This is a genomic window from Marinobacter sp. L-80 (genome assembly GCF_056859395.1).
Genome location: NZ_JBSXOI010000059.1, coordinates 1 through 23,670, shown reverse-complemented (window position 1 = coordinate 23,670; position 23,670 = coordinate 1). Strand labels below are relative to the sequence as shown.

At 54.3% G+C, this 23,670-nt stretch carries 15 protein-coding genes and 2 pseudogenes; 10 read left to right on the top strand and 7 right to left on the bottom strand.

Annotation, left to right across the window (positions count from 1 at the left end; genetic code table 11):
* The first annotated feature begins 145 nt into the window (after positions 1-145).
* The 6 genes and pseudogenes from AC13E3_RS08500 (at position 146) to AC13E3_RS08475 (ending at position 5,916) form a co-directional block, all read left to right on the top strand.
* The gene (locus AC13E3_RS08500) at positions 146-2,182 is read left to right on the top strand and encodes a TonB-dependent receptor family protein (protein ID WP_217646356.1); all 2,037 of its coding nucleotides are present in this window, start codon (positions 146-148) and stop codon (positions 2,180-2,182) included.
* Positions 2,183-2,596: 414 nt separating this feature from the next.
* Positions 2,597-2,824 (top strand): annotated as a pseudogene (locus AC13E3_RS08495) (MBL fold metallo-hydrolase); the annotation flags it as partial.
* A 281-nt stretch (positions 2,825-3,105) separates the two neighbouring features.
* Entirely contained in the window at positions 3,106-3,399 is a 294-nt protein-coding gene (locus tag AC13E3_RS08490; RefSeq protein WP_092034393.1) for a prolyl oligopeptidase family serine peptidase, read from the top strand.
* Positions 3,400-3,580: 181 nt separating this feature from the next.
* Complete coding sequence (locus AC13E3_RS08485) at positions 3,581-4,843, top strand: PQQ-dependent sugar dehydrogenase (protein WP_092034395.1); 1,263 nt, start codon at positions 3,581-3,583, stop codon at positions 4,841-4,843.
* Positions 4,844-4,909: 66 nt separating this feature from the next.
* Positions 4,910-5,248, top strand: coding sequence for a c-type cytochrome (locus AC13E3_RS08480; protein WP_092034397.1), 339 nt, complete (start codon positions 4,910-4,912; stop codon positions 5,246-5,248).
* 254 nt (positions 5,249-5,502) lie between these two features.
* Positions 5,503-5,916 carry a methyl-accepting chemotaxis protein gene (locus AC13E3_RS08475; protein ID WP_081699724.1) on the top strand — a complete coding sequence of 138 codons (414 nt, stop codon included), beginning with the start codon at positions 5,503-5,505 and terminating at the stop codon, positions 5,914-5,916.
* A 50-nt stretch (positions 5,917-5,966) separates the two neighbouring features.
* Here AC13E3_RS08475 and AC13E3_RS08470 read toward each other — a convergent pair whose 3' ends face one another.
* The 3 genes from AC13E3_RS08470 to AC13E3_RS08460 all read right to left on the bottom strand — a co-directional run bounded on the left by AC13E3_RS08470 (position 5,967) and on the right by AC13E3_RS08460 (position 8,533).
* Positions 5,967-6,716 (bottom strand): SDR family oxidoreductase, encoded by a 750-nt coding sequence (locus AC13E3_RS08470; protein WP_022992095.1) that lies wholly within the window; start codon positions 6,714-6,716, stop codon positions 5,967-5,969.
* Positions 6,717-6,748: 32 nt separating this feature from the next.
* Positions 6,749-7,870, bottom strand: a complete 1,122-nt coding sequence (locus AC13E3_RS08465; protein ID WP_092032325.1) for an alkene reductase — start codon at positions 7,868-7,870, stop codon at positions 6,749-6,751.
* A 75-nt stretch (positions 7,871-7,945) separates the two neighbouring features.
* On the bottom strand, positions 7,946-8,533 hold the full coding sequence (locus tag AC13E3_RS08460; protein WP_092032328.1) for a TetR/AcrR family transcriptional regulator: 588 nt from the start codon (positions 8,531-8,533) through the stop codon (positions 7,946-7,948).
* Positions 8,534-8,641: 108 nt separating this feature from the next.
* Between AC13E3_RS08460 and AC13E3_RS08455 the strand changes: the two genes are divergently transcribed.
* Positions 8,642-9,754 (top strand): S-(hydroxymethyl)glutathione dehydrogenase/class III alcohol dehydrogenase, encoded by a 1,113-nt coding sequence (locus tag AC13E3_RS08455; RefSeq protein WP_092032331.1) that lies wholly within the window; start codon positions 8,642-8,644, stop codon positions 9,752-9,754.
* Positions 9,755-10,023: 269 nt separating this feature from the next.
* Here the strand turns inward: AC13E3_RS08455 and AC13E3_RS08450 are convergent, their stop codons facing one another.
* Entirely contained in the window at positions 10,024-10,920 is an 897-nt protein-coding gene (locus tag AC13E3_RS08450; RefSeq protein ID WP_092032336.1) for a LysR family transcriptional regulator, read from the bottom strand.
* A gap of 281 nt (positions 10,921-11,201) precedes the next feature.
* On the opposite strand from AC13E3_RS08450, the gene AC13E3_RS08445 reads away from it, so the two are divergent.
* From AC13E3_RS08445 to AC13E3_RS08435, 3 genes are all read left to right on the top strand, one after another.
* Positions 11,202-12,215, top strand: a complete 1,014-nt coding sequence (locus AC13E3_RS08445; protein WP_092032338.1) for a zinc-binding alcohol dehydrogenase family protein — start codon at positions 11,202-11,204, stop codon at positions 12,213-12,215.
* A 172-nt stretch (positions 12,216-12,387) separates the two neighbouring features.
* Positions 12,388-13,587, top strand: coding sequence for a low temperature requirement protein A (locus AC13E3_RS08440; protein ID WP_092032341.1), 1,200 nt, complete (start codon positions 12,388-12,390; stop codon positions 13,585-13,587).
* A gap of 664 nt (positions 13,588-14,251) precedes the next feature.
* Positions 14,252-15,589, top strand: coding sequence for a hypothetical protein (locus AC13E3_RS08435; RefSeq protein ID WP_092032344.1), 1,338 nt, complete (start codon positions 14,252-14,254; stop codon positions 15,587-15,589).
* Positions 15,590-15,678: 89 nt separating this feature from the next.
* Here AC13E3_RS08435 and AC13E3_RS08430 read toward each other — a convergent pair whose 3' ends face one another.
* The 3 genes and pseudogenes from AC13E3_RS08430 to AC13E3_RS08420 form a co-directional block, all read right to left on the bottom strand.
* A complete protein-coding gene (locus AC13E3_RS08430) occupies positions 15,679-15,930 on the bottom strand; it encodes a hypothetical protein (RefSeq protein ID WP_139216045.1) in 252 nt (83 codons plus the stop codon).
* A gap of 616 nt (positions 15,931-16,546) precedes the next feature.
* Positions 16,547-22,528, bottom strand: coding sequence for an AAA family ATPase (locus tag AC13E3_RS08425; RefSeq protein ID WP_092032346.1), 5,982 nt, complete (start codon positions 22,526-22,528; stop codon positions 16,547-16,549).
* A gap of 572 nt (positions 22,529-23,100) precedes the next feature.
* Positions 23,101-23,529: pseudogene (locus tag AC13E3_RS08420) on the bottom strand (tyrosine-type recombinase/integrase); the annotation flags it as partial.
* Between the last annotated feature and the right edge of the window lie 141 nt (positions 23,530-23,670).

Genomic DNA, 23,670 nt, shown 5'->3' with positions numbered 1-23,670 from the left:
CTGCTATCATTTTGGCTTTTGACGGATATGCCTCGGATAAGGATGACGAGGCGGTGCATAAGCTAGGGTCAGCAAAAGCCATAAAAAAACAATCAGGCGGGAAGCAGGTATGAGGATCAGGCAAGCATGTAGAGCAGGCCCATTGATGGCCGCGGCACTGGCATGGAATGGCGACGCAACCGGGCAGGATGATGCCGCAACCTCCGCGGAAACCCTGCCGTTTATCACGGTGACTGCGCCTCGGCTGTCACGGGATATCTATACTACCCCGGCGGCGGTTTCCGTCGTTAACCGGCGGGATATCCAGCAGGGCCAGCAGCGTATTCACCTGGACGAGTCCCTGGAATTTGTCCCTGGCCTGTATCTGCAGAACCGGGAAAACTATGCCCAGGGCCAGCGCATCTCCAGCCGGGGCTTCGGGGCGCGGGCGCCATTTGGTATTCGCGGCCTTCATATCCGGGTCGATGGCATTCCCTACACTTTGCCCGACGGGCAGGCCCAGATCGACGCGGTGGACCTGGCCAGCGCCGAGCAGATTGAAGTGATTCGTGGTCCTTCCTCGGTCCTATATGGCAACGCCGCCGGAGGTGTTATTGACATCACTACGGCGGATGGCCGTCGCATGCGGCAGTCACCGGTGATTGATCTGCAGGGTGGTAGTCACGGACTGAAGCAACTTGGCATCCGGGCTGGCGGTGAGCAGGGCGACTGGTTCTACTCGGCCAGTGCTTCTGCCCTGCAGTCCGATGGCTACCGAGAACAGAGCGAAGTGGAAAAATACCTGTTCAATGGCAAGCTGGGCTATCAGTTGGATGACCAGCGATCCCTGACCGTGCTGCTCAACCTGCTGGACACTCCGAAGGCGGAAGATCCGAGTGGTCTGAACCTCGAAGATGCCGAGGAAGATCCACGCCAGGCACGAGACATCGCCAAGAACATCGATTCAGGGCAGACCGTGGACCAGCAGTTGGTGGGTGCCCACTACAGCGACCAGGCCTTTGCGGGCGGCGCCCTGGATGCCCGGGTCTTCTACAGCTGGCGCGACTTCGAGCAACAACTGCCGTTCCCCGGCTCCAGCCTAATCAACTACAAGCGGGACTATTACGGCGGGAGTCTGGAATACAGTCGACAGGCCGACCTGGCAGGGCGTCCATTCAACTGGATCGTGGGCACGGACCTGGGCTGGCAGGAAGACGACCGCGGACGTCGCAGTGTTGATGTCACCGGAATGGTTACCGGCACGACGGGGGATGAGTTTCAGCAAGCTAGGAGCACAGGGGTCTTCGCACAGGGTGAGTGGGCGCTGACGGAAAAACTCGCCTTCAGTGCTGGGGTTCGACATGACCGGGTTGCCATGGAAATAGACGATGATTATCTGGGGGATGGCAGCGATGATAGTGGCGAGCGAACCTTTCGCGAATGGTCCGGTAGCGTTGGTCTGAGCTATCAGTACCGACCGGCCCACCAATGGTACGCCACCGTCGGCGATGCCTTCGAAACACCAACTTTCACCGAGTTTGCCCGCCCTGATGGCACGGGCGGCTTCAACCCTGACATAGAGCCCCAACAGGCCCGGAACTATGAAATGGGTGCCCGCGGGTTATTCGACATGGGGCTGGAATACGAGGTCGCTCTGTTTTCCATCAATGTCGATGACGAACTGATTCCATTTGAGAGCCCTGGTGGGCGTACCTTCTATCGGAACGCAGGCCGAACCTCCCGCGACGGTCTGGAGGCGGCGGTCCGTTATCCCTTCCTGCCTGCCTGGGAGGTCCGCAGCAGCCTGACCCTGGCCCGTTACGAGTTTGACCGCTACACCACCAGTGGCGGCGATGACTATGCCGGCAACGATCTGCCCGGGCTGCCGCAAACTCTCTGGAACGGCGCTTTGGCATGGCAGGGGCTGGGCGGTCGTTTCGCCGAAGTGGGTGCTCACTATGTCGGGGATTTCTATGTCGATGACGCCAACACCGAAGAGGTCGACAGCCACTGGCGGTTTGACCTGAGGGGCGGGGAAAGGTGGCACGTGGGTGGCGACACCACCGTGGATCTATATGGGGGTATTCGCAACCTCTTCGACGAGGACTACTACGAGAACGTGCGTATCAATGCCAGCTTCGAACGCTATTACGAGCCTGCGCCGGGGCGTACTTTCTACGCCGGTGTGAAAGTCGGATTCTAATGTTCAGTGCCAGAAGGGAGTGTCGCGGGACGAGGCCATGTAACGTTACGTCGACAGGTTGGAAGAACCCCGCAGCTGGCACTTTTCGCGCTGTTACTTAGTCGCTAGTGCCGGTGATTTGGATCCGGCCAATAGCACGCCCTCGGGCGATTACGTGACTTCAGTCACGGGCACCATCGCTGGTACATCACAGCTACAATGGCAACTACGGGCGTTAGTAATGCAATCACCCGACGAGAGCTCGACATGATTCTAGGCACAGCCACTGGTCAGTTCTCCTTTGCAGGCGGTTCTGGTGCCAACGACATGCCTGAATATGCAACGTGCATTTGATTAGTGAATTAGGATAAAACATCGTCTTGGGCAAGCTTAGCCTGATCTGATGCCCCTAGGCCCGGCGGTTTCGACTCCGGGCACACCACCGGCTTGCTGATGTTACGGGAAGGCATGCCCCTGGATGTCTGGTGCACAGCATAAGTTCATGATGACCTGAGCAGTGGATTTCCATTATTCAGGGTGCTTGAGCACTGTAATGGTGGTCCTCGATGGAATAAGGTTCCGGCAACGGACCAGACCTCGTTTACCATTCCCTGCGCGCCCTCTCTCAGGCTGACGGCAATACCATTGCTGAGCAATGCACCGCTCCTGGTGATGATTGCCCATGGTGGTCCTACCTCCATGGTCTGCCTCGTACTGAATCCTCAGAATCAATTTCTATGTCATCAGGGCTTCGCAGCAGCCGAAGTGAACTACCGCGGCAGTTCCGAAAAAACCAGCCGTCGGTCTCTCTTCATGCAGGGGCGCAGCTCTGGAGGCTACACAGCACCGATGGCACTGGTATCGTCCGGCTATTTCACCGCCGGCGTGAGCCAGTTCGGCGTGAGCGGCCCTGAGCGCCTGCGGCAGATGACCCATCGGTTCGAATCCGGTTATCTGGACTGGCTGCTGGGGCCCTGGATCAGGTACCGCACCAGTGGCAGCAACGCTCACCTCTGGCTCAGGCCAGTCGAATCAGGCGGCCAATGGCGTTCTTTCAGGGCGGCAAGGATTCCGTCGTCGTGCCGGAACAGACGCGGAGCATGGCGGAAGCGCTCCGAGCGAATGGCCAGCAACCTCTGGTCAGGCTTTACCCGGAAGAAGGCCACGGATTCCGCAAAGCTGTCAATCACGCGGATATGTTGAGCAGGCTCGCTGCTTTTTATAGTCGGTGTTGCTGAGCCCGCTGCCAGTCATTTTACCAGCTCTCATATGGCGGGATTACCCTGACTACCACCAACCTGCTCCTTGACTTCCGGGTACTCGCGAACTTTACTCTTTTTGTGATAACAAAAAGTAAAACTGCAGCCACCAGATCGCTGGCTGACTGTTAATCAGTGAATCAAGAGGGCAATAAAAACAATGAATAAAAAAGCTTTAGTTCTCGCTGTCGTGGCAGGCCTTACCGCCACACCCTTCGCTTATGGCCAGTCCAACAACCTGGAAAAGCTCGGCAAATTCCAGGTGACTGGTGAGGCGGAATTCACGACTGTTGACCAGAACAGTAGCAGTGCCGATGCTATCCGGAAAACACTTGAGAAAATTACACTGCCAGAAGGTTTTGAAATCTCCCTTTATGCACTGGTCCCGGACGCTCGACACATAGCGGTGGGGCCGCAGGGCGTTGTTACGTTTGTAGGTACCCGAAAAACCGAAGTCTGGGCAGTGACAGACCGCGACAAGGATCGGGTTGCGGATGAGGTGAAGAACTTTGCCCCGTCGATCGACAAGGCTGTGCCCAATGGCCCGTGTTTTTCACCGCAGGGAGTGCTTTACATTGCCGAACAGAACCGGATTCTGGCCTACCCCGCCGCAGAGTTTTTCTATGAAAGCGGCGATGTGGTTGCCTTCGAACTGATTCCCGAAGGTGAGCTGATACCAGAGGAATTTGTCAGCTACAATCATACGGCCCGGGTATGCGACATCGGCCCCGACGGCAAACTTTATGTCTCGCTGGGACAACCCTATAACGTTGCTCCGCCAGAACATCTCGATACCTTCAGTAAAGTGGGTATCGGCGGGATCATCCGTATCAACCAGGATGGCACTGGCAGGGAAGTTTATACCCGAGGTGTACGTAATTCGGTCGGACAGGACTTCCATCCTACCACCGGAAATCTTTGGTGGACTGACAACCAGGTTGACGGTATGGGTGACGATATACCTCCCGGAGAACTCAACCGACAGACAGAAATGGGCCAACATTTCGGCCACCCCTGGTACGGCGGGGGTAACGTGCGCACAACCGAATACCAAGGAGAAGAAGTGCCCGTGGAGGTAGTATTTCCGGTTGTTGAGACCGTCGCTCATGCGGCTGATCTGGGCATGACGTTCTACACTGGAAATATGTTCCCTGAACGTTACCAGGGCGGAATTTTCATCGCGCAGCATGGATCCTGGAATAGAACTGAACCTGTTGGTGCACGAGTCATGTTCACTCCGGTGGATGCCGAAGGCAATGTTACGGGCGAAACCGTTCCCTTTGCCGAAGGATGGCTTAGCGAAAACGGCGAATACCTCGGCCGCCCAGTGGACGTGGCACAACTGAAAGATGGTTCATTGTTGGTCTCTGATGACCTGGCTGGCGCCGTCTACCGGATTGCCTATACCGGATCCGGTTCCTGAGACCCTACCTCCAATCCCTTACGCCAGAGAGTCCCAGGCTCTCTGGCTACTCAGAGATAACAATAAATGTCACTACTGACCAAAGCGCGCTTCGGCGTGATACTCATGGGTGCGTCCCTCGGCTTTTCTGCAAACACCTTTGCCGCTGACCCGGCCGAGGGCCGCATACTCGCAGCTCAGTGCAAAACCTGCCATGGTCTTGATGGGATTGCGAAAATCCCAATTGCGCCAAACCTTGCTGGCGAAAGTCAGATTTACCTTGTGAAACAGCTGAAGGCCTTCCGCAGCGGTAAACGCGAAAACGAGATGATGTCGGTTGTCACAAAAGACCTTACGGACCAGCAAATATCAGACTTGGCTGCCTGGTACGAATCCATCAGCGTAACGGTCTCTATGCCGGAGTAGCGAAAGGCCTCCACCGGATGCCCTTTTACTTTTAAGGGAACCGAACTTACCCAAAGCGTAAATCTGAATGTCGGCTTTGCGACAAAAGCGAACATTTGCCTCTAGTAAGTCATCCGTGGAAACGGGGTAGAACCCGGCGGTAACGAAGAGCCAGGAGTAGACACTGAAATCCTTAACTTCTCTATCAAACATGTCACCGCGACAGGCTACCTCACTCCAAATGGGATGGTCGTTGTTGCTGGATCTGAAGCAGTATTGAAAAAGCGAGTGTCGACGAGGCAACGGCGATCATTGCGGATCTGAACGAACGCTTTCAGAGTATCGAAAAAATGGTCGGCACCATCGCCGGCGTGGCTGACCAGACCAATCTTATGTCGTTGAACGCAGCCGTAGAAGCAGCCCGGGCTGGTGAGCATGGGCGAGGATTGGACGTGGTTGCTGATAAAGTTCGCACGCTGGCGTCAAATACAGGCGTCTCTATCAAAGAAATTGCGGACGTAATTCATGCCATTCTGGAGCTTTCAAGGGGCGTCGAGCGTCAGGTACGTGAGTTGCTTGGCAAGGCCGTTGAAGGCAGAAAGCAGGTAACAGATGCTGAGTCGATCGTTGCTGAAATCCAGGGTGGCGCCAGCGATGTGCAGAATGCGATCGATGAAATTGGCCGGTGATACTGTCGTGACGCCGCCCCAGGAGGGCGACGTCACGACGAACTCGACTTTTACAGTTCTTGGGCGGTGGGCCGCAAGATAATCTCGTTAATATCGACATCGGCCGGTTGCTCGATGGCATAAACGATGGCCCGCGCCACGGCATCGGCATCAATCGCAACGCTGTACAGATCTTCTGCCGCTTTCTTGGCATTTGGATCGGTAATGGTGCTGGTGAGTTCGGTCGCTACGGCACCCGGTGAGATGTTGGTGCTGCGAATCTCATCACCGGCTTCCATCCGCAAGCCTTCCGAGAGGGCTTTGACTGCGAATTTCGTTGCGCAGTAAACAGCGGCACCGGGGAAGAGCTTGTGACCGGCGACGGAGGACAGGTTTATCACGTGGCCGCTGTGCTGTTCCCGCATGGTGGGCAACACCGCCGCAATGCCGTACATCACACCTTTGATGTTTACATCCACCATCTGGTCCCACTCGTCTACCTTGAGCGCATCCAGCGGTGCCAATGGCATCAAGCCGGCATTATTGACCAGTACATCGATCCTGCCAAAAGCTTCTTTTGCCGAGGCGGCCAGGGCTTCCACCTGTTTGCGGTCGGTTACATCGGTGACCTGCCAGATGACTTCGGCGCCCTTGGCACTCAGGTCCTCAGACAGGGCTTTCAGGCGGTCTTCCCGGCGTGCTGCTAGCACCAGTTTTGCGCCGCGGTCGGCCAGGCGGCGGGCCGTAGCTTCACCGAGGCCACTGCTGGCGCCGGTGATAATCACAACTTTGCTATTGATCAGATCGTTGGTGTTGCTCATGGTTTGTTTCCTTTTGGTGATAAAAGTTTTCTTCAGGCGCTGACTTCGAGTTCTTTCAGCGTTGGGTAATCGGTATAGCCGCGCTCATCGCCGCCATAAAATGTGCTGTCGTCCCACTTGTTCAACTCGGCGTGCTCGCGGAAACGCGCCGGCAGGTCGGGATTGGCAATAAACGGACGGCCAAAGGTGACCAGGTCACAACGGCCAGCGCTGATGCGCTTGCGCGCTTCCTCTGCGGTATAGGCACCGTTGGCAATATAAGTGCCCTTGAATCCGGCCTTGATAACGTCGATCACTTCTTCCGGGCGGCCATTGGCATGGTTGCCCTGGAAGGAATCTTCAACCACTTCCAGATAGGCAATGCCCAGATCATTGAGGCGACTGGCAAAAGCACCGAAGGTTTCCACTGGATCTTCGTCATACATGGCATTGAAGCTGCCGGTCGGGCTGATACGCACACCGACGTTTTCTTTACCCCAGACGTCGATGACCGCTTCCACCACCATCAGCGGCAGGCGCATGCGGTTTTCCACCGCACCGCCAAATTCGTCGGTGCGCTGATTGCTGCCGCTTTTGAGGAACTGGTCCAGCAGGTAGCCATTGGCAGCGTGTACCTGAACACCGTCGAACCCTGCGGACTTGGCGTTGATGGCGCCCTGACGAAACTGCTCTACGATAGCCGACATCTCACCCGCGTCCAGAGCTTTTGGTTCCGGCACATCCACCATTCCTGAATCGGCACTGATGAAGGTTTTCGCACCCTCAGGCTGGATGGCAGACGGAGCCACTGGCTTATTGCCATCTGGCTGCAGGGCGGTGTGGGAAATCCGGCCTACGTGCCATAGCTGAGCGTGTATGCGTCCACCGGCCATGTGCACGGCAGTTGTTACCTTCTTCCAGCCCACAACCTGTTCCGGGGAATGAATGCCTGGGGTAAACGCATAGCCTTTGCCCTGGGGCGATACCTGAGTGGCCTCGCTCAAAATCAGGCCCGCATCGGCGCGCTGCTGGTAGTACCGGGCATTCATCTCATTCGGGATATCGCCGGGCTGAGTGGAGCGGGCCCGGGTAAGGGGCGACATCAGTACCCGATTGGGAAGGGCAAGATCGCCCAGAAGATATGTCTGAAACAGTGGATCGTTTGGATTGCTCATTAAGTATCCTTCCTGAGGATGAAATGATTTTAATTAGACCAGTCTACTAGTCGAATGGCGAAAAAAAAGGAGGTGTCAGGCAATGCCAAGACACTGACGGAAAAAGACGGAAACAAAACGCTCCATCGGCTCGGTGCTCTTCAGGACCTTGGCTCTCAGGATGGCGCCTTCCCAGCCTGAAAGCAGAAAGCTGGCTACATCGGCGGGAACGATGGATTCATCCACTTCTCCAGCCAGTCTGGCTTCTTCAATGCAGCGCTCGAAACGCTTTTCCCAGCCCTGAAATACAGTATCCAGACGTTTGCGGAAAACTTCATCTTGGCCGGCCAGTTCCTGGCCAAGATTGCCAATGAGGCAACCGCGGGTGAACTCGCAACTGGTCATGGTTTCCTGGCCGGTGTCGAAGTAGGCGCGAAGACGATCAAGGCAGGAACGACTGGTGTCGTTGAAAATCCGATCCAACTTTGCGTCATATTCCTCGGCGAAGAAATCAATGATGGCGAGTCCGAAATCGTTTTTGCTCTTGAAATAATGGTAGAACGACCCTTTGGGCACGCCGGCCGATGTTAGTACGCCGTTGATGCCTGTCGCGCCAAACCCTTTCTGGCCGATCAGGTCGGCGCCGGTCTGGATGATGTGGTTACGCGTGTCAGTAGATGTCATGCTTGTTATAATAGACCGGTCGTCTACAATGAGTCAAATTCGTATAACCCGAGACATGTTGTCCCGAATAGCCGAATTACCCCTGAACTGTATTGAAGGAGTCTGCCAGTGATCAAATCCCGTGCCGCCGTGGCATTCGCGCCTAACAAGCCGCTGGAAATCGTAGAAGTTGACGTTGAAGCGCCAAAAAAAGGCGAAGTCCTGGTTCGCATCGTTGCGACCGGTGTTTGCCACACCGATGCCTATACCTTGTCCGGCGCCGATTCGGAGGGCATTTTCCCAGCCATTCTGGGCCATGAGGGCGGCGGTATTGTCGAAGCGGTTGGCGAGGGCGTGACGTTTGTAGAAGTCGGTGATCATGTTATTCCGCTGTATACGGCCGAGTGTGGGCAGTGCAAGTTCTGCACGTCCGGGAAAACCAACCTCTGTGGCTCCGTGCGTGAGACCCAGGGTAAAGGTGTGATGCCCGACGGCACCTCCCGCTTCAGCTACAAGGGTGAGCCGGTATATCACTATATGGGCTGCTCCACTTTCTCCGAGTATACGGTGCTGCCGGAAGTCTCGCTGGCAAAAATTCCCAAGGAAGCGCCGCTGGAAAAAGTCTGCTTGCTGGGCTGTGGCGTCACCACCGGTATCGGTGCCGTGCTCAATACTGCCAAGGTGGAAGAAGGCGCCACTGTAGCCATCTTCGGCCTGGGCGGTATCGGCCTGGCGGCGATTATTGGCGCCAAAATGGCCAAGGCCAGCCGCATCATCGCCATTGACATCAACCCGGGTAAATTCGACATCGCCAAGGACCTGGGCGCCACCGATGTGGTCAACCCCAAGGATTACGACAAGCCGATCCAGGAAGTCATTGTGGAAATGACCGACGGCGGGGTGGATTATTCCTTCGAGTGCGTCGGCAACGTCCAGCTGATGCGCTCGGCCCTGGAGTGCTGTCACAAGGGCTGGGGCGAATCCATCATTATCGGGGTGGCCGGTGCCGGTGAGGAAATCAGCACCCGTCCGTTCCAGCTGGTCACCGGCCGGGTCTGGAAAGGCTCTGCGTTCGGCGGGGTGAAAGGCCGCACCGAGCTGCCGGGCTACGTGGAAAAGGCCAAGACCGGAGAGATTCCGCTGGATGTCTTTATCACTCATGACATGAAGCTTGAACAGATCAATGACGCCTTTGACCTGATGCACGAAGGCAAAAGCATCCGTTCGGTGATTCACTTCTGATGTTCCGCTTTCGCTTCCGTATGCGTTACGGTGAATGCGACGCCCAGAGCGTCGTGTTCAACGCCCGGTATGCGACCCTAGCGGGCACCGGTCATAAGTTATCTGGTGCTAACTTCCCGCAAAGAAACGAAGAAGATCCCTGGCGACGACCGGCCACTCCCGCTCCGCCTGAAATGTGTGACTCATCCCTTCGTAGGATTTGAAATGACCACCCTCGCGTTTCGATCAGGCTCCTCCAGTCGCAAACAAAAGTAAACATTTGAAACCGATTACACCTTTATCTTTTTCGCAACGGCGTCAGTCAATGCTTCCGCCAGAGCGCGCACGCGCCGAGACTGTGATCGCCCCGGAGGAAACATCATCTGAAGAGGGGTCGGCGGCGGGCTGTACTCCTGCAACAGAGGCACCAGCCTCCCGGATTCAATGTCGGGCCCAACTTCCAGTTCTGACTTGAGGGCAATGCCAAGGCCATCAAGCGCCCATCGTCGCACTAAAGAGCCATCATTAACTGTCTTATTGCCACGCACCGTCACACTCATTGGGCTTTTCTCCGTACCAAAGCGCCACACATTGTCAGGGATCGCTCCGAACCGCATGACCAAGCAGTTATGTCGAATCAGGTCGGCAGGCTCTTGCGGTGCGCCATGTGCAGCAATGTATGCAGGAGATGCGCAGACAATCCGGCGATGGTGTCCAAGGTTTCGGGCCCTCAAGGTGCTGTCTGTCAACGTGCCAAAGCGCAACGCAAGATCGAAACCTTGGCCAACGATGTCCACATATCCGTCGGACAGGTGCAAGTCGACTGAGATCGCGGGATGCTCAGTTGTGAAGGTCGAGATCACATCCGAAACGAAACTGCGGCCCAGACCGATCGGTGCACTGATGCGGATCGGCCCCGACAGTGTCTCGGCCCCGTGGCGGATTCGAGTGTCGAGGTCATCGATCTCGGCCAGCACCTCTTTGGCACCACTCAGCAACGTCCGGCCTTCTTCGGTCAGGCTTAGCGACCGTGTGGTGCGGTTGAAAAGAACAACGCCGTAATGTGCTTCCAGAGCGGCAAGCCGCTCGGAAACCGCGGTTGCAGAAAGGCCCACCTCACGGCCGGCAGCGACAAGACTGCCTTTCTCGGCGATGGTTAGAAAAAGGCGGATGTTATCAATCAACATTAAAAGGAAGTTCCGAATTATCTCTTGTGATCTTATCCATTTATCCGACCATGGCAAACAGTTAAATGACTCGGCCTCTGTCACGAAATTCCGAAAACCGAAGGCGATCGGGTTACTGGAACAGGGTATCTCCGTAAAAAATAATGTCCGGATTTTCCGGATTATTATTTCGTGTTTCGATCGTTTATCCGGCAATGGAAGGCTTGTACATTTGATCCATCGAAACCGTCGTCACAAACAGTGGCGTGCCGTGCATCCCAAGCCACTTCTGGAGAACGAAAATGAAAGCTATCGGCTATACCATTAATGGCGCAATTGACCGCGCCAACGCCTTGATCGACCTTGAGATCGAAAAACCCACCGCGACCGGCCATGACATCCTCGTCAAGGTCGAGGCCGTGTCGGTTAACCCGATCGACACGAAAATCCGCCAAAGCCGCGCTGGCGAGGGCGGTACGCCAGTGATCCTCGGTTGGGACGCCGTGGGCGAGGTTGTGGAAATTGGCGACAAGGTTAGCCAGTTCAAAACCGGCGACAAGGTCTGGTATGCGGGTGCGATCAACCGCCCCGGCACCAATGCCGAATACCACCTCGTTGATGCCCGCATCGTCGGCCACGCGCCGAAAAGCATCGAAACGTCCGCAGCTGCCGCCTTGCCCCTGACGACACTGACAGCCCAGGAGATGATCTTTGACCGCCTGAAAGTCACCGATTCCGTGCCGGGTGCCGCGAATGCCATCGTGATCATTGGCGGCGCGGGCGGCGTTGGCTCTATTGCGATACAGCTTTTGCGCGAGCAGACCGATCTGACCATCATTGCAACGGCCTCGCGCCCCGAAACGCAGGAATGGGTCAAGGAGCTGGGCGCGCATTATGTCGTGGACCATTCCAAATCCTTGTCGGAACAGATTGCAGCCCTGAACATCGGCGCGCCAGGGTTCGTATTTTCGACCAACTATTCCGAAACCTACGTGCCGCAGATCGTCGAATTCATTGCGCCTCAGGGTCGGTTTGGCCTGATTGACGATCCTGAAGTGTTTGACATCATGCCATTCAAGGCTAAGGCCGTGTCGATTCATTGGGAGCTGATGTTCACGCGTTCGCTGTTCACCACCGACGACATCGCGCGTCAGGGTGAAATCCTGGATGCCGTCGCTGCTTTGATCGACGCCGCGAAGATTCGTTCGACCGCGACCGAGAGTTTCGGGACGATCAATGCCGAAAACCTCAAGCGCGCCCATGCCCTGATTGAAAGCGGAAAAGCGAAGGGCAAGATCGTTTTAGAGGGTTTCTGAAAGGCAGGTGAGCAGGCTTGATCACGTCATAAAATTACCTGTGAAAAGCTCAACGGATAACTTGCTGACCAAAGTGGTGAGAGATCAAGGCGCTTGGAGCGTTTGCGTTTTTGGGGTTGGCGGTGACTGCATTGATACTTGCCGCCACGGCAATGCAAAACAGGATGAGCGTATGGCACTGAACGATCTTCTCTGGCGGCGACCGCGCCATTACATGGATGTGGATGATGCCCACGACCATGTTCACTGGGTCGAGCTGTTCTTCGATCTGATCCATGTTGTCACGATCTTCATTCTGGGGAACTACCTTTCCCACCATCTGGACTGGCCGGGCTTCTGGATTTTCACCGGTCTGTTCCTGGCGATTTTCTACGCCTGGGCAGACAGTTCGGTCTACAACTCGCTGTATATCTCCACGGACATGCCGCATCGCGTGGCGATGGCACTGCAGATCGTGACGATGATGGTGATTGCGGCGGCGATTCCAGACGTGGGCGGTAAAGGCTGGGTGTATTTCGCGCTGGGCTACGCGCTGAATCGGGCGCTGACGGCCTATTTGTATTGGCGTGCGCGTTGTGTCGACAGCGCGGGTAACGAGCTGGCGCAGGAGCAGGGGCGGAATTTCTTCGTATTGGCCGGGTTGTTCGCGGTGTCGGCTTTTCTACCAAAACCACATGCTTACTGGGTTTTCGGTGCCGGCGTGGTAGCCATTCAGCTGCAGTACATGCTGCCGCGCGTCGGTACCCTGCGTTTCGAGCGCTTCGTGCCGAGTCTTGGCCATATCTCGGAGCGTTTCGGCCTGCTGGTGTTGATTCTGCTGGGAGAGGGCTTCTTCAAGCTGGTGCTAACGCTGGCGGATAAGGGCATCTATAAGGTTGGCGCGGGGACGCTTTTCAATGTGACCATGGGCGGTTTGTCTCTCTTCGCGCTGGCCTGGATCTATTTCGACAGCGTCGGCAATGCGAAGCCGAAGAGCCGCCATATCGGTGTACTGGTGGGATACTGGCTGGGACACATCGCGATCCTTTGGAGCGCGGTGGCGATTAGCGTCGCGCTAGCCGGTGAAGTTTATGTCGGTCTGCGGGAGCCTTATCCTGAAGGCTATGGTGCGCTCGGTTCGGTCGGCCTCGCCGTTTTTCTTGCGGCGCTCTGGACGCTGCAGCGGATGGTGGCCAAAGACGATGCCAGCTGCCACTACCACAGCACTGGTTTGAGGGTGTTCGGTATTTTCATGGCCTTGGTCCTATTGGCCGTTCACCCTTTCGTGCCGTCGATTTTCGGCAACGCTCTTTGGGGGCTGGCGCTGTTCTCACAGATTGTCGTGCCGATTTATCGAGCTGTTAGGTCGATAGGTACTGCTGATGGTCAGTAGCTGGCTTTCAATAAATCGAGCGGTGTCATTTACTGAGCACTGTCCAAGCTCCGCTTCTCGGCTCGGGCTTGTAGTGAACAGTACTTATGAACGTTCGCTTTGCGACCAAGGCTACTCACGGGCCTCAGCTAAACAAAAGCGGACGTTCAGAAATGATTCAATTGACCACTAAGCGGACCTTTTCAGGTCGGGGTTTACCCAATCCGGCTATTCGGAAACAAAGCACGCTTATGTTTAATTGCGCCTCCTGCTAACAAGGCCTGTTGCTTGCCTCTCATCTTTCCGTTCCAGTGAGACTATTGTGGCGTGATAATAAAGTCGGTAACACGTTAATAAAGTTGGTAACTCATTCGGCTGGGCCTATGCGTATCGCAGCCGGTACCGAACCCGAACTTTCCAATGAAGGTTCGTTCGATCGGGTCTCCCCCGGTTTTGGCATGAATTAACGTGCCACATTGGAATTCGATCAGGTTTGGGCGCCAACAGCACATGGCCATTGGCTGGCCGATATTGTCCCCGGCTTACACGACTTCCTGGAAGGTTAGTCACCTGGCGGCCTGCTAAAGGGGCAACTAGACTTCTGAACATGCTGTGGTTGGTTTTCGATCATTCAGGGCATGCTTGTGGGAGCTTAATACACCAAAAGACAGGGATATCAACGACGATGAAAACGCTCTTGGTCTTACCTTTTGTTTTGATCCTTGTCGGCTGTGCGGCCAACGAACCCATGCGCAGTGACAAAGCGGTCTTTAAATGGGACATGAGTGACTGTTCAGTCGGACAGGATTACTGTCCTTTCCAAGAGCGGGCGCTAATTGAAGTCGTGAATCCCGGTACAGATAGCGAGTTTTCCCTCGGCTTTATTGAATTTGATGACCAGGGTGCGCTGCACGATTACGCGGCGAAAGCGTATGTGCTCGATTATCTCAAAGAGGAAATGGCCGAGCCTTCAATTGTCGTCATTTTCACCCACGGGTGGCATCACAATGCGTTTTTTCAAGATGGCAATGTCGTTTCGTTCCGAGGCATGCTCGCCGGGCTTGCCAGAAAGTTCAAAGATCGAAACATCATTGGCCTCTATCTGGGGTGGCGGGGTGATTCGTTCCTGGTGCCTTGGATCAACGAACTGACATATTGGGACCGCAGTGAATCCGCCCATCAAGTGGGTTTCGGTGCTACCCCCATATTTACCGAGATCGAAAGCATTGTGAAAATACCCGAAAGCTCCCCTGACAACATTCTCGTTACCGTGGGGCACAGCTTCGGAGGGCTGATAACTTACACCGCGCTCGCGCCGGTGCTACAAAGTCGCTACCTGGTAGACCGTCAAGTGAACGCGGACACCGTTAGAGGTTTCGGTGACTTGGTCGTCCTGATCAACCCTGCTTTCCCGGCACAGCACCACCTGCCCTTGTTCAACTTGGCTCAAGAGGGGTGTGCCACATTCAGCGAGAACCAGCCCAAGCGACTTGTCATTGTAAGCTCGACCGCTGACAAAGCAGTACGCTTGCTTTTGGCTCCCGGGGAGCTAATCAGGAACTTGCCCGATCGTATGCGAGACAACGGCCAAGTGTTGGTTTGTGCGGATAACGGTAAGAACCCGTCGGTGCTACTGCAGCGTCAAGGATTCAATCAGGGCTCAACGCTGAAGGGTCCGGGAGATTTCGCCGCAACAGCGACGCACTGTCTGACTTTCAAAGACGACAAGCTCGTGTTTGGTTTTAAAAACAGCATTGTAAAAAACCACCCCTATATCACCCTGAGCACCACCGAGCACGTCGTCAAGGATCACAACGATATCTGGAATAAAAGGGTCGTCGGTTTGGTTGAAAGCCTGATCCAGAAAAAAGTGACGGCGGAGGTGGCCTACCGGCTTCCCGCGAGCACCGATGAAGTTGAAGAGTTTGAATATTACGAGTGCCCGACGACGCAAGGTTATAAGGGCACCCTCGATCTTCCAGCTAACCAAGAATCAAACACGTATTTGCCGCCCCAAACATAGCACTTCGGACGCAATGCAGCGAGACTGACGTTGACACCCTTGCTCGTTTGCATAGATAGATACCCGAACCATTCTTGGGCGCGAATGCATCAGCTGACTAACATTGGAAAACGGTGAAAAGTGCCATTCTCAAGCAATGCTTTAAGTTTTGATTTTGCTCCCTTGTCGTCACTTTTAGCCACGTGCCCGACAAGCTGTTTAATGCTGACGCTTGCGACCTGAACGTTTTGATCGCCAATCTGAACCATTTCACCGGAAACAGAGCCGATATTGATTGTAGAAGAAGGTTTGTTCGTTAAGTGTGGTTCTTCAGTTGTACTCTGAACGTTCGGAGAGAGCATATTGGGGTGCTTGGCGCCAACATTTAGGCTGCCACCTTTGAGAAACTGACCATCAGTTACCTTTCCTGCGAGACTATTCCTTACTCTGAGCCTGACGCCGAGTTTAGCTTTTTTTCATGGAACCCGAGAGGAGCGCGCCCTATTCTCGAATCGACTTTAAGTCTTAGCGCTTTGTGTGGATTTTAGCGGGTAAGCCACTAAATGATGGTTGCGTAAGCTAAGTTCTATGCATGGTCGTCCACGGCCGCAGCACAGCTGTTAACCCTTGAAATCTTGCACAGCCAGGCTCAAGCTTGACGTATAATCAGGGTAGATACCCAATTTTCTTACCCTGGGGATTGAATCCGTTGCTTATCTTAAAGCAGTTTTCTGTATTGATGGGCTTGCTTGTCCTGCATGCGAGCCAACCGCTTCTTGCCTCAGCCGCTTTTATGACCCGGCGATGGAGAAACGCACCCTTAGGCAGGCGGTAAAACGAGGAAATGGCATACCCAGCAACAAAATAGTCGATGGCGCGACAATACTTCGAGAGCTCTGGTGGCACACTCGGACTACTCAAGGCCTGAGATCTATTCTACGCATTGTTGGCTTCATCCAAGCGACAAACATTCAGCAGTTAGCCATCCGCTACAAGCGCATCAAAGTACACCCGCTCGTACTTACCATCACTGGACTCATGGCGCAGGATAACCCGAGTTTTGACCATGAGACTTCCGAAGCGCGCGCCTAGCTTCTCTTTCGCTTCTTCAGAAATTAGAAGAACGTGCCCATGGCCTGAGCGTTCCTTGAAGCTGTTCTCCGGATAGCCGAGCCCGTCCATCCAGATACGCGTCGTTGTAACGAGTTTCTCTTCGGCATCGTAAATGTCAAATGGACGCTTTCGCGAGCGCTTCCAGCCGAACTCATCAAGAACGCGTTGGTTCAAGGTCAGAATTGGATCGCGCAGATCTCCATACATCAGGTCGGCGACAGTGCAAAGCATCGCACCATCGCGATCCTTTATCATTGAGCCTAGATTGTCGAGATCCATGGCTCTTGCCATACCGAACAGATGCTCATCGGGTCCACAAGCCCATTCAAGTTCGGGGAGTGATGTACGGACTACCGAACATTTCTTCCAGTTTCCGACGAATGCAAACTCCGCTTGTTCAGCGAGAACGAAAAAACCATCAGCAATGGGCACGAAGGAGTTTTCCGGGCCCAACTGAAGCCACGTATCCGCTTCGATCCTCCAATGATCCATCTTGGGCAGAGCTGCAGGAACAATCCAGTCAGGTCGTGGCTCACGCGGGATCTCACGGCGAGAAAAGTGCGCTCCTCCCAATTCAGGCCAAAGAACCTGGAAGACACTGAAGTCGAATTGGCCTGCTATTGTGAGCTCTTCTATGACCTTCCCGAGGGAAACCAGAGCGCAATACGGCATAAGCCGCGCGTAAGAAAAACGGAGATCGAGGCTCTTGAGGTCGATCGCAAGCTGCTTCTCGGCAGGGGGGCCAAATGCCTCCTCACCGCCAACCTCGCGCATGAACTGAGCGCATCGCCTTCGGATCGCTTCAACTTCAAGTCCTGAAGCGCGGGAGACCATCTTGATCTCGTAACCGAGCGCAGCCGTCCAGAACCATGGATCATCAATCCAGAATTTCGAATCCGGCTCCACACCCGCAGGGAGCTCGAACTTTTCTGCGTTTCCGTCGCCGAGGACTGAGATTTCGTAGAACACTGGCAATTCTTGTGAAGGCACATCGAATGCTATCCCGAAGCGATGGAGAATGTTGCGCGCAATATTGGTGACTACCGCGTCGTCGGAAAGAGAGAGATCGCGCGCGTACTTTATGAGGGTGTCTTTGCAAGCTGAGTTGTCAACGAGCTTCCAGAAGATCGCTGAGAGCTCGCGGTGGCACTTCTCGACGCTTAACAACATCCCGGCAATCACATCGAATAGCTGCAGCCCTTCGGGATCCGCAGCCAAATCGAGCAAGCTTTCGCGGAGCCTATCCGTTAGTGGGTAGCATAGAAGCGAGAACCCAGTTCGAAAAATATGTCCGATCAACTCCTCGTGCGAGGAGACGTCATCGAGCACTTCGACAGGGGCTGCGGCGCCGTATTCTCGGTAGACTGACAGATGATCCTGAACTTGCATCCACACCTTGTACCAGTCCGCATCGGGGGCAATTAGGTCGAATACCTCATCAAGATCTGGCAGCACCATCTGCGCGGACGCCCTTCCATGGGCAAAGTCGTTCACGATCGAACCAAACCCTTGTTCTTGGCTCGCTTCACCGTCGCGTTTTTTACGCAACTTTTGAAGCGCGATCTTCTCTCCGCCAAGCCAGACTGACCAGCTACCCTTCAAGGCACATTTTTCGGCAACAACATAAAGTTCATCAGCTTTCTCCTTTGCACCAAGATCCATCAGACGCGATGTCGCCGCAATCGCAAACTTTGCGTCCTCCAGAACGATCGGGCGCTCGTTCAGAAACATCTCTACTTCCGCGAGCGATGCAGTTTCGAGGAGATCGGTCGCGCGCCGCGCATATGAATAGTCGACATGCCTTCTACCGTAGGATGCAACACCATCATTTGCGGCCACGAGTGCAGATAGGGACTCAATCGCTTTCAGCTTCTTCTCGTCATAATCGAATGACGATGAAGCACCTCCTTCCAGTGGTCCTTCGTTACGGATCTCTGTAAGTTCACGCTCTGCACGTTCGAGTGCGTGATCGAGTTTTTCGTTATTATTGGTTGCCACATCTTTGAGGCGAGAGAGCAAAGCCGATTCGTGGGACGTATCAGCGAACATCTGCGTGCACGTAACAAAGGCGTTCTCCGCCTCCTCTCTCACAGCTTCCGGCAGCCGGTCGTAGATTGGTGCTATCGCTTGATAGGCATCATCTCCAGCAAAGGGTACAACGAGCCTGCCGTAGAGCGTAAAGCATTGCCAGGCTAGGTCTGGCCGCTCAAGCACGATCCCGTGCAAGGTGGCAGCAACGATATCTGCCCAATTTAGAAGGCGCGTTCCGATGACCCGAGAGATGATCCCTGCGCAATGACCAGGGGCCCGCGCGACATTCTTTAGTAACCCATAGGAAACGCGATGACCTGTGTCGCTTCCTTCTGTATCGGACAGGCCGATGACAAATCGCGCGAACTCCAGAGCTAGTTCTCCCGCGCGATCAGGCACCGTATTGCATGCCCGCTCGAAGGCTTCATTCCAGAAGACGTATTGCGGCTCCTTCTTTGCCGCAAGCCAGTACCCGCAGGTATCGTTGTGAATGAGAGCCAGTTCGGCCTTCCCCTGATCAGCCGCATCGATCTCTGCTAGAGCCGTTGCAAGATCCAGACGTAATTGAACCGCGGAGTGCGGCGAGGACTCCGTCTCGATGAGGCGGTCTAGGTATCTAACTCTCTCAAGTGCCTTGTCCTGATCACCGTTTACACCATAAACCTCCCTCGCGAACGCTAACCTGAACGGCGTAAAGCGAAGCCGCGTATCACCTCGCGCGTAAAGTCGTCCTACCTGCTCTTCCAGAGCTTCAAGCGTTGCACCACTATGAAGCGCCGAAATCCTAACAAGCGTCTTTGCGTACCACTTCAAGCTATCACCCGAGAGTGGCCCAAGGGATTGGTGCCTTTCACCCGAGTCAGCGAGAGCCACGAATAGGCAGCTCTTGACCACCTCTTCCTTGACCGGGACGTCACGGGGATCACTTGCCATCTCCAACTTGCCCTGCAAGCGACCTAATCGAATGACGTTTTCCAACACCTTGTTCTGGAATTCATCTTCTTCAGACGCCTCAAAGAGAACGTCTACCCCAAGGTGCTCACTCAGTCGTGCAACCGAAAAGGCACTCGCGAGGAGCCCGCCGATATGCTCGCGGTAGCCGTACTCACGAAAGTTGTCGCTTGCGCTAACACGAACGTTTTCGAGAAAACGCCTTGCGAGATCTTGATCTCCTTGCTCGAATGCAACACGGGCGCACACGCGCGAGTTAGGGATAGATAGATCAGCAGCTTGTTCAGCTAGCCGTGCCAGCAAACCTCTGACGCGCTCGCTGTCTTCCGCGTGATTCAGGTAGTTTGCCGCTTGGACGAGCAGAGCAGTCTTTGCCGGCTCCTCTATGCCGATCTCGGTACAGAGCTGGTCGATGTCGGTCGTTGGATCGTCGTATAAGATGCCGCGGGCAAGAACGAATTTGAGGTTATCTGTGGGGTTATACTCAAATAGATCATCGAAAGGTAGACCAGCAACGATCTCAAGGATGTTCTCTATGCTGCGAAAGCGATGAGCGCGCTCGATCCAGTCATATAGACCTCGTAGTTCGGGATTACGGATTGACTGATTACCTTGTCCGAAGAAATACTCGGCAGGCTCGATTACCTCAAACAGAGATCGCGCGCGAACGAAATCCCCTCGCTCATGAAGCTCATCCAGGAGCGCAAACGCACCGTCGGTTGCGTCGCCATCCGCTATCGCGGTTTGGAAAGCGCGATCCAGTTCCTCAAAAGTAAGATAGGTGTCGACAAGGTCGAGCTGACTGATAGCCTCTAGGCGATAGTCGATTTCTTTTTCGGCCATCATCAGTTGAATGAGTTTTGGTAGTTCGTCCTTACCATTGATCGCGCTGTATGCAAGCCGAAGGTCAACGTAAACGTCCTTGCCAGGACGAAACTCCTCTAAGTGCTTCCGGAAGAGGGCGGGCTTAGCCAGTTCCTTTACAACTTGCTTGTCTCCCGCACGAGAGCGATAGCGCAGCTCAAGCCAGTGCTGATCGCTTGTACTATCGGCGCGCGCAGCAACTTCTGCCAGTTCTGAATATAAGGCGGCATCGACGCTCGGGTCTTCCTGCCCAAAACGCTTTTTGGTTTCTTGGCCTAAGAATACGCGGAAGCTGTTGTGAAAGATGCTCCACTTTCCTGACTTCAAGCCGGAGAGCAAAAACCCGGCTTGCTTGCGAACACTCTCAACGGCCGCATAATTGACAACGCTTGCGAGCTCCGCAGGTGAGATTTTGTTATCCGCCCTCGCGAGCAGTCCGAGAACGTGCTTTGCGTCATCGTCTAGATGGACCCCGTTCCAGACGAGCTCATACATCAGCTCAACGTTGGTGCCGATTTCACTTGAGGAAAGGAGATGATCTGCCTCCTCCTTGGTTTCGGTCTCTGAGAGTTTTCCGATGTAGTAACGGGCTAAAAGTGGATGACCAGCGCACACATCGGAGAGCGCTTGCCGATCAACATGCTCTGGTAGTTCAGCCTTGTCGGCCATATCGAAGATGGCTTGCTTAGGCAGCGGTGCCATCTCAACGCGCCGATCCTCGGCTGAGGCTTGTTGAACAATACTGGGAGCCAATCCATTAAGCTCTAGGTATTGCGAGCCGAGAATGAATAGAACTCCATCGGGAACGCTTTGCGGAGGTGGCAGTATCGACAGAAGGTTGTGTTGCGGGTTTTCTTCCCGCTGAATGTGGTCCAGACCGTCGACGATGATGAGGGTCTTTTGACTTTTTTCCAGAAATAGCTCCTTGGCCTCTTCGAGTTGGTTTAGGAACTCCTCGCGAAGCTGTTCCGCGTCCGCAAATCGCGGACGTGAAAAACCGAGCTTATCTAGAGCGAATGTGACGTCATTGAGGAAATCCATAGCCTCGGCTCTACCAAGACCGTGGCGCTCGTCAGGCACAAAGGCGAGATATCGCGCAACGCCATAGCGCGGCGTGGATGCAATAGCATGTTGCAGTGTTGTGGACTTTCCCGTACCTGGTGGACCAATAAGGCTTATATATCCAGAACTGTGATCGTCAATCACACGTCTTAGGGCTTTCTCAACAGCAGGGTTGACCTGTACATCTTGATAAAGCGGAAAACTGTGTGATGCGCGAAGCCCAGAGATGCGGTTCCAACCAAGTGTGTCGATGAGCTCTTGCTCGGTCCAGAGCTTCTTCGTATTACGGTCTGCAACGATTTCAGGTATCAGATGCTTTATCTGCCGGGCTTTTTTCGCGGCGTATGCATCAAGGTTCTCTATCTGACGTCTGGTGAGCTCATTCTGATCGTAGAATCTCAGCTGACAGAACATCTCGAAGAATTGTTTTTCTGGCAGCATCGAAACTACCATAAGCTCCCGGATGAACGGCGCCCAAGGGGAATCTAGCAGCGCTTCTCGGCTCAGATCAGTCTCGGGGTCTGTAAGGAAAGCAAATAACTGCGCACTATGACCAACATCGCCAAGTTTTTTCTTATCATTGGTGGACGGATAACCTGCCAAGACGTAACGAATGCAGATCCTCTTGTCAGGGTATTCCTCTCGAAGCGCGCTCCAGCTTTTCGCGATCTCGGCAATCAGCCTGTTGTCGACAAGTTCAGTTGCCATACTGAAGCGGTCGGGATAGGTCTGGGACTTGATCTGATAGGCGAGTAACTCATGGCGGCTGATCGCAACAAGGTCATCGCAGATACCTGCGGCGTGATCACAGACCGAAATTGCGTCAAGCTGGTTGTCCTGTATGAGGCGCAGGAGGGCGCTGGCCGAAAACTCGTACTGAACGAAATAGCCTCTGATGGCACTTTCTTCACCTGATGCTGGCGCGCGTTCTTTAGCCATCCACTTTGTTACCTAACAGCTTATTAGTTTGAGTTCATATTAAACCGCAACCGCATGGCCCCGTCCAAATCTGCTTCACAGCCTTGATAGTGCCCATTTTTCAAAGTGTTGCCTAGCTGCACCTGGCCGTTTTCGGGCTTCATCGTTTGTGAATAGTGTGTAGGCGGTTTATCCGTGCACGTTTTTGCAAAAAATGCAGAAGGTCAAAAAGTTCCTAATGTAAGTCAACGGGTTACAGAGGGGCTTTGTGAAAAGTGTGCAGCGCCGCGCAAACTAAACCGCAGAAAATTTGGCGTTTTTCAGGCTTTTTCATTATGCCGCTACTTTAGCGACAGGCCTTTTTGCCATCGACTTTCCATGCTTCAAGCAGTTATCAATCGGGAGTTTGCGGATCTGAAAGAGGAAGCTATCGGGGGAGACTCTGAAGAGAATCGGGCTGGGAATTGGCTGGTCTCCGAATGTTCGCTTTTGTTTAGCGACGGGAGGAGTCTGATCGAAGCCCGAGGGTGATCATCGACCGGGGCTGGGAGCGTTTGCGGCATCCAAAGAGACCAAATACAGAAGCTACGCACCTAAATTTCAATACTCTCAGCTATCTCCAGAGCATCCTCGACCTCGACACCAAGGTACCGCACGGTGCTCGACATATTCGTGTGTCCCAACAGCAACTGGACGGCTCGAAGATTCTTGGTCTTCTTGTAGATCAATGTCGCTTTGCTCCGTCTCATTGAATGGGTTGCGTAGACTGAAGGATCAAGTCCAATGCTGGTAATCCACTTTTTGACAAGACGGGCGTATTGGTGAGTAGTGATATGGTCGAACTTTCGCATCCGGCTCGGCCACAAATAATCCATACCTGCGAGTCCTCGCAACTCGATCCATGCTTCGACCGATTCGCGCGTCTTTTTGGTTATCTCAAACTGAACAGGCTGACTGGTCTTCTGCTGGATGACTTGCGCCCGGTCCAGAACCTCACCGTTTCTGGAAATGTCTCGAACCAATGTAAGCGCCAATAAATCCGCACCTGTGGCTGGCAACTGAATTTCGCCACACTGATTCCTGCTTTCAAATGAAGGAGGAATCCGATGACCACCCCTGATTTACATCAGTTCTGGCAACAGACGCTATCGGACTGGCAGGCC

Excerpts from the sequence above, each read along its gene's own strand:
- AC13E3_RS08500 (WP_217646356.1), top strand. The coding sequence starts at position 146 with ATGGCCGCGGCACTGGCATGGAATGGCGACGCAACCGGGCAGGATGAT.
- AC13E3_RS08485 (WP_092034395.1), top strand. The coding sequence starts at position 3,581 with ATGAATAAAAAAGCTTTAGTTCTCGCTGTCGTGGCAGGCCTTACCGCC.
- AC13E3_RS08480 (WP_092034397.1), top strand. The coding sequence starts at position 4,910 with ATGTCACTACTGACCAAAGCGCGCTTCGGCGTGATACTCATGGGTGCG.
- AC13E3_RS08470 (WP_022992095.1), bottom strand. The coding sequence starts at position 6,716 with ATGAGCAACACCAACGATCTGATCAATAGCAAAGTTGTGATTATCACC.
- AC13E3_RS08465 (WP_092032325.1), bottom strand. The coding sequence starts at position 7,870 with ATGAGCAATCCAAACGATCCACTGTTTCAGACATATCTTCTGGGCGAT.
- AC13E3_RS08460 (WP_092032328.1), bottom strand. The coding sequence starts at position 8,533 with ATGACATCTACTGACACGCGTAACCACATCATCCAGACCGGCGCCGAC.
- AC13E3_RS08450 (WP_092032336.1), bottom strand. The coding sequence starts at position 10,920 with ATGTTGATTGATAACATCCGCCTTTTTCTAACCATCGCCGAGAAAGGC.
- AC13E3_RS08445 (WP_092032338.1), top strand. The coding sequence starts at position 11,202 with ATGAAAGCTATCGGCTATACCATTAATGGCGCAATTGACCGCGCCAAC.
- AC13E3_RS08440 (WP_092032341.1), top strand. The coding sequence starts at position 12,388 with ATGGCACTGAACGATCTTCTCTGGCGGCGACCGCGCCATTACATGGAT.
- AC13E3_RS08435 (WP_092032344.1), top strand. The coding sequence starts at position 14,252 with ATGAAAACGCTCTTGGTCTTACCTTTTGTTTTGATCCTTGTCGGCTGT.
- AC13E3_RS08430 (WP_139216045.1), bottom strand. The coding sequence starts at position 15,930 with ATGCTCTCTCCGAACGTTCAGAGTACAACTGAAGAACCACACTTAACG.
- AC13E3_RS08425 (WP_092032346.1), bottom strand. The coding sequence starts at position 22,528 with ATGGCTAAAGAACGCGCGCCAGCATCAGGTGAAGAAAGTGCCATCAGA.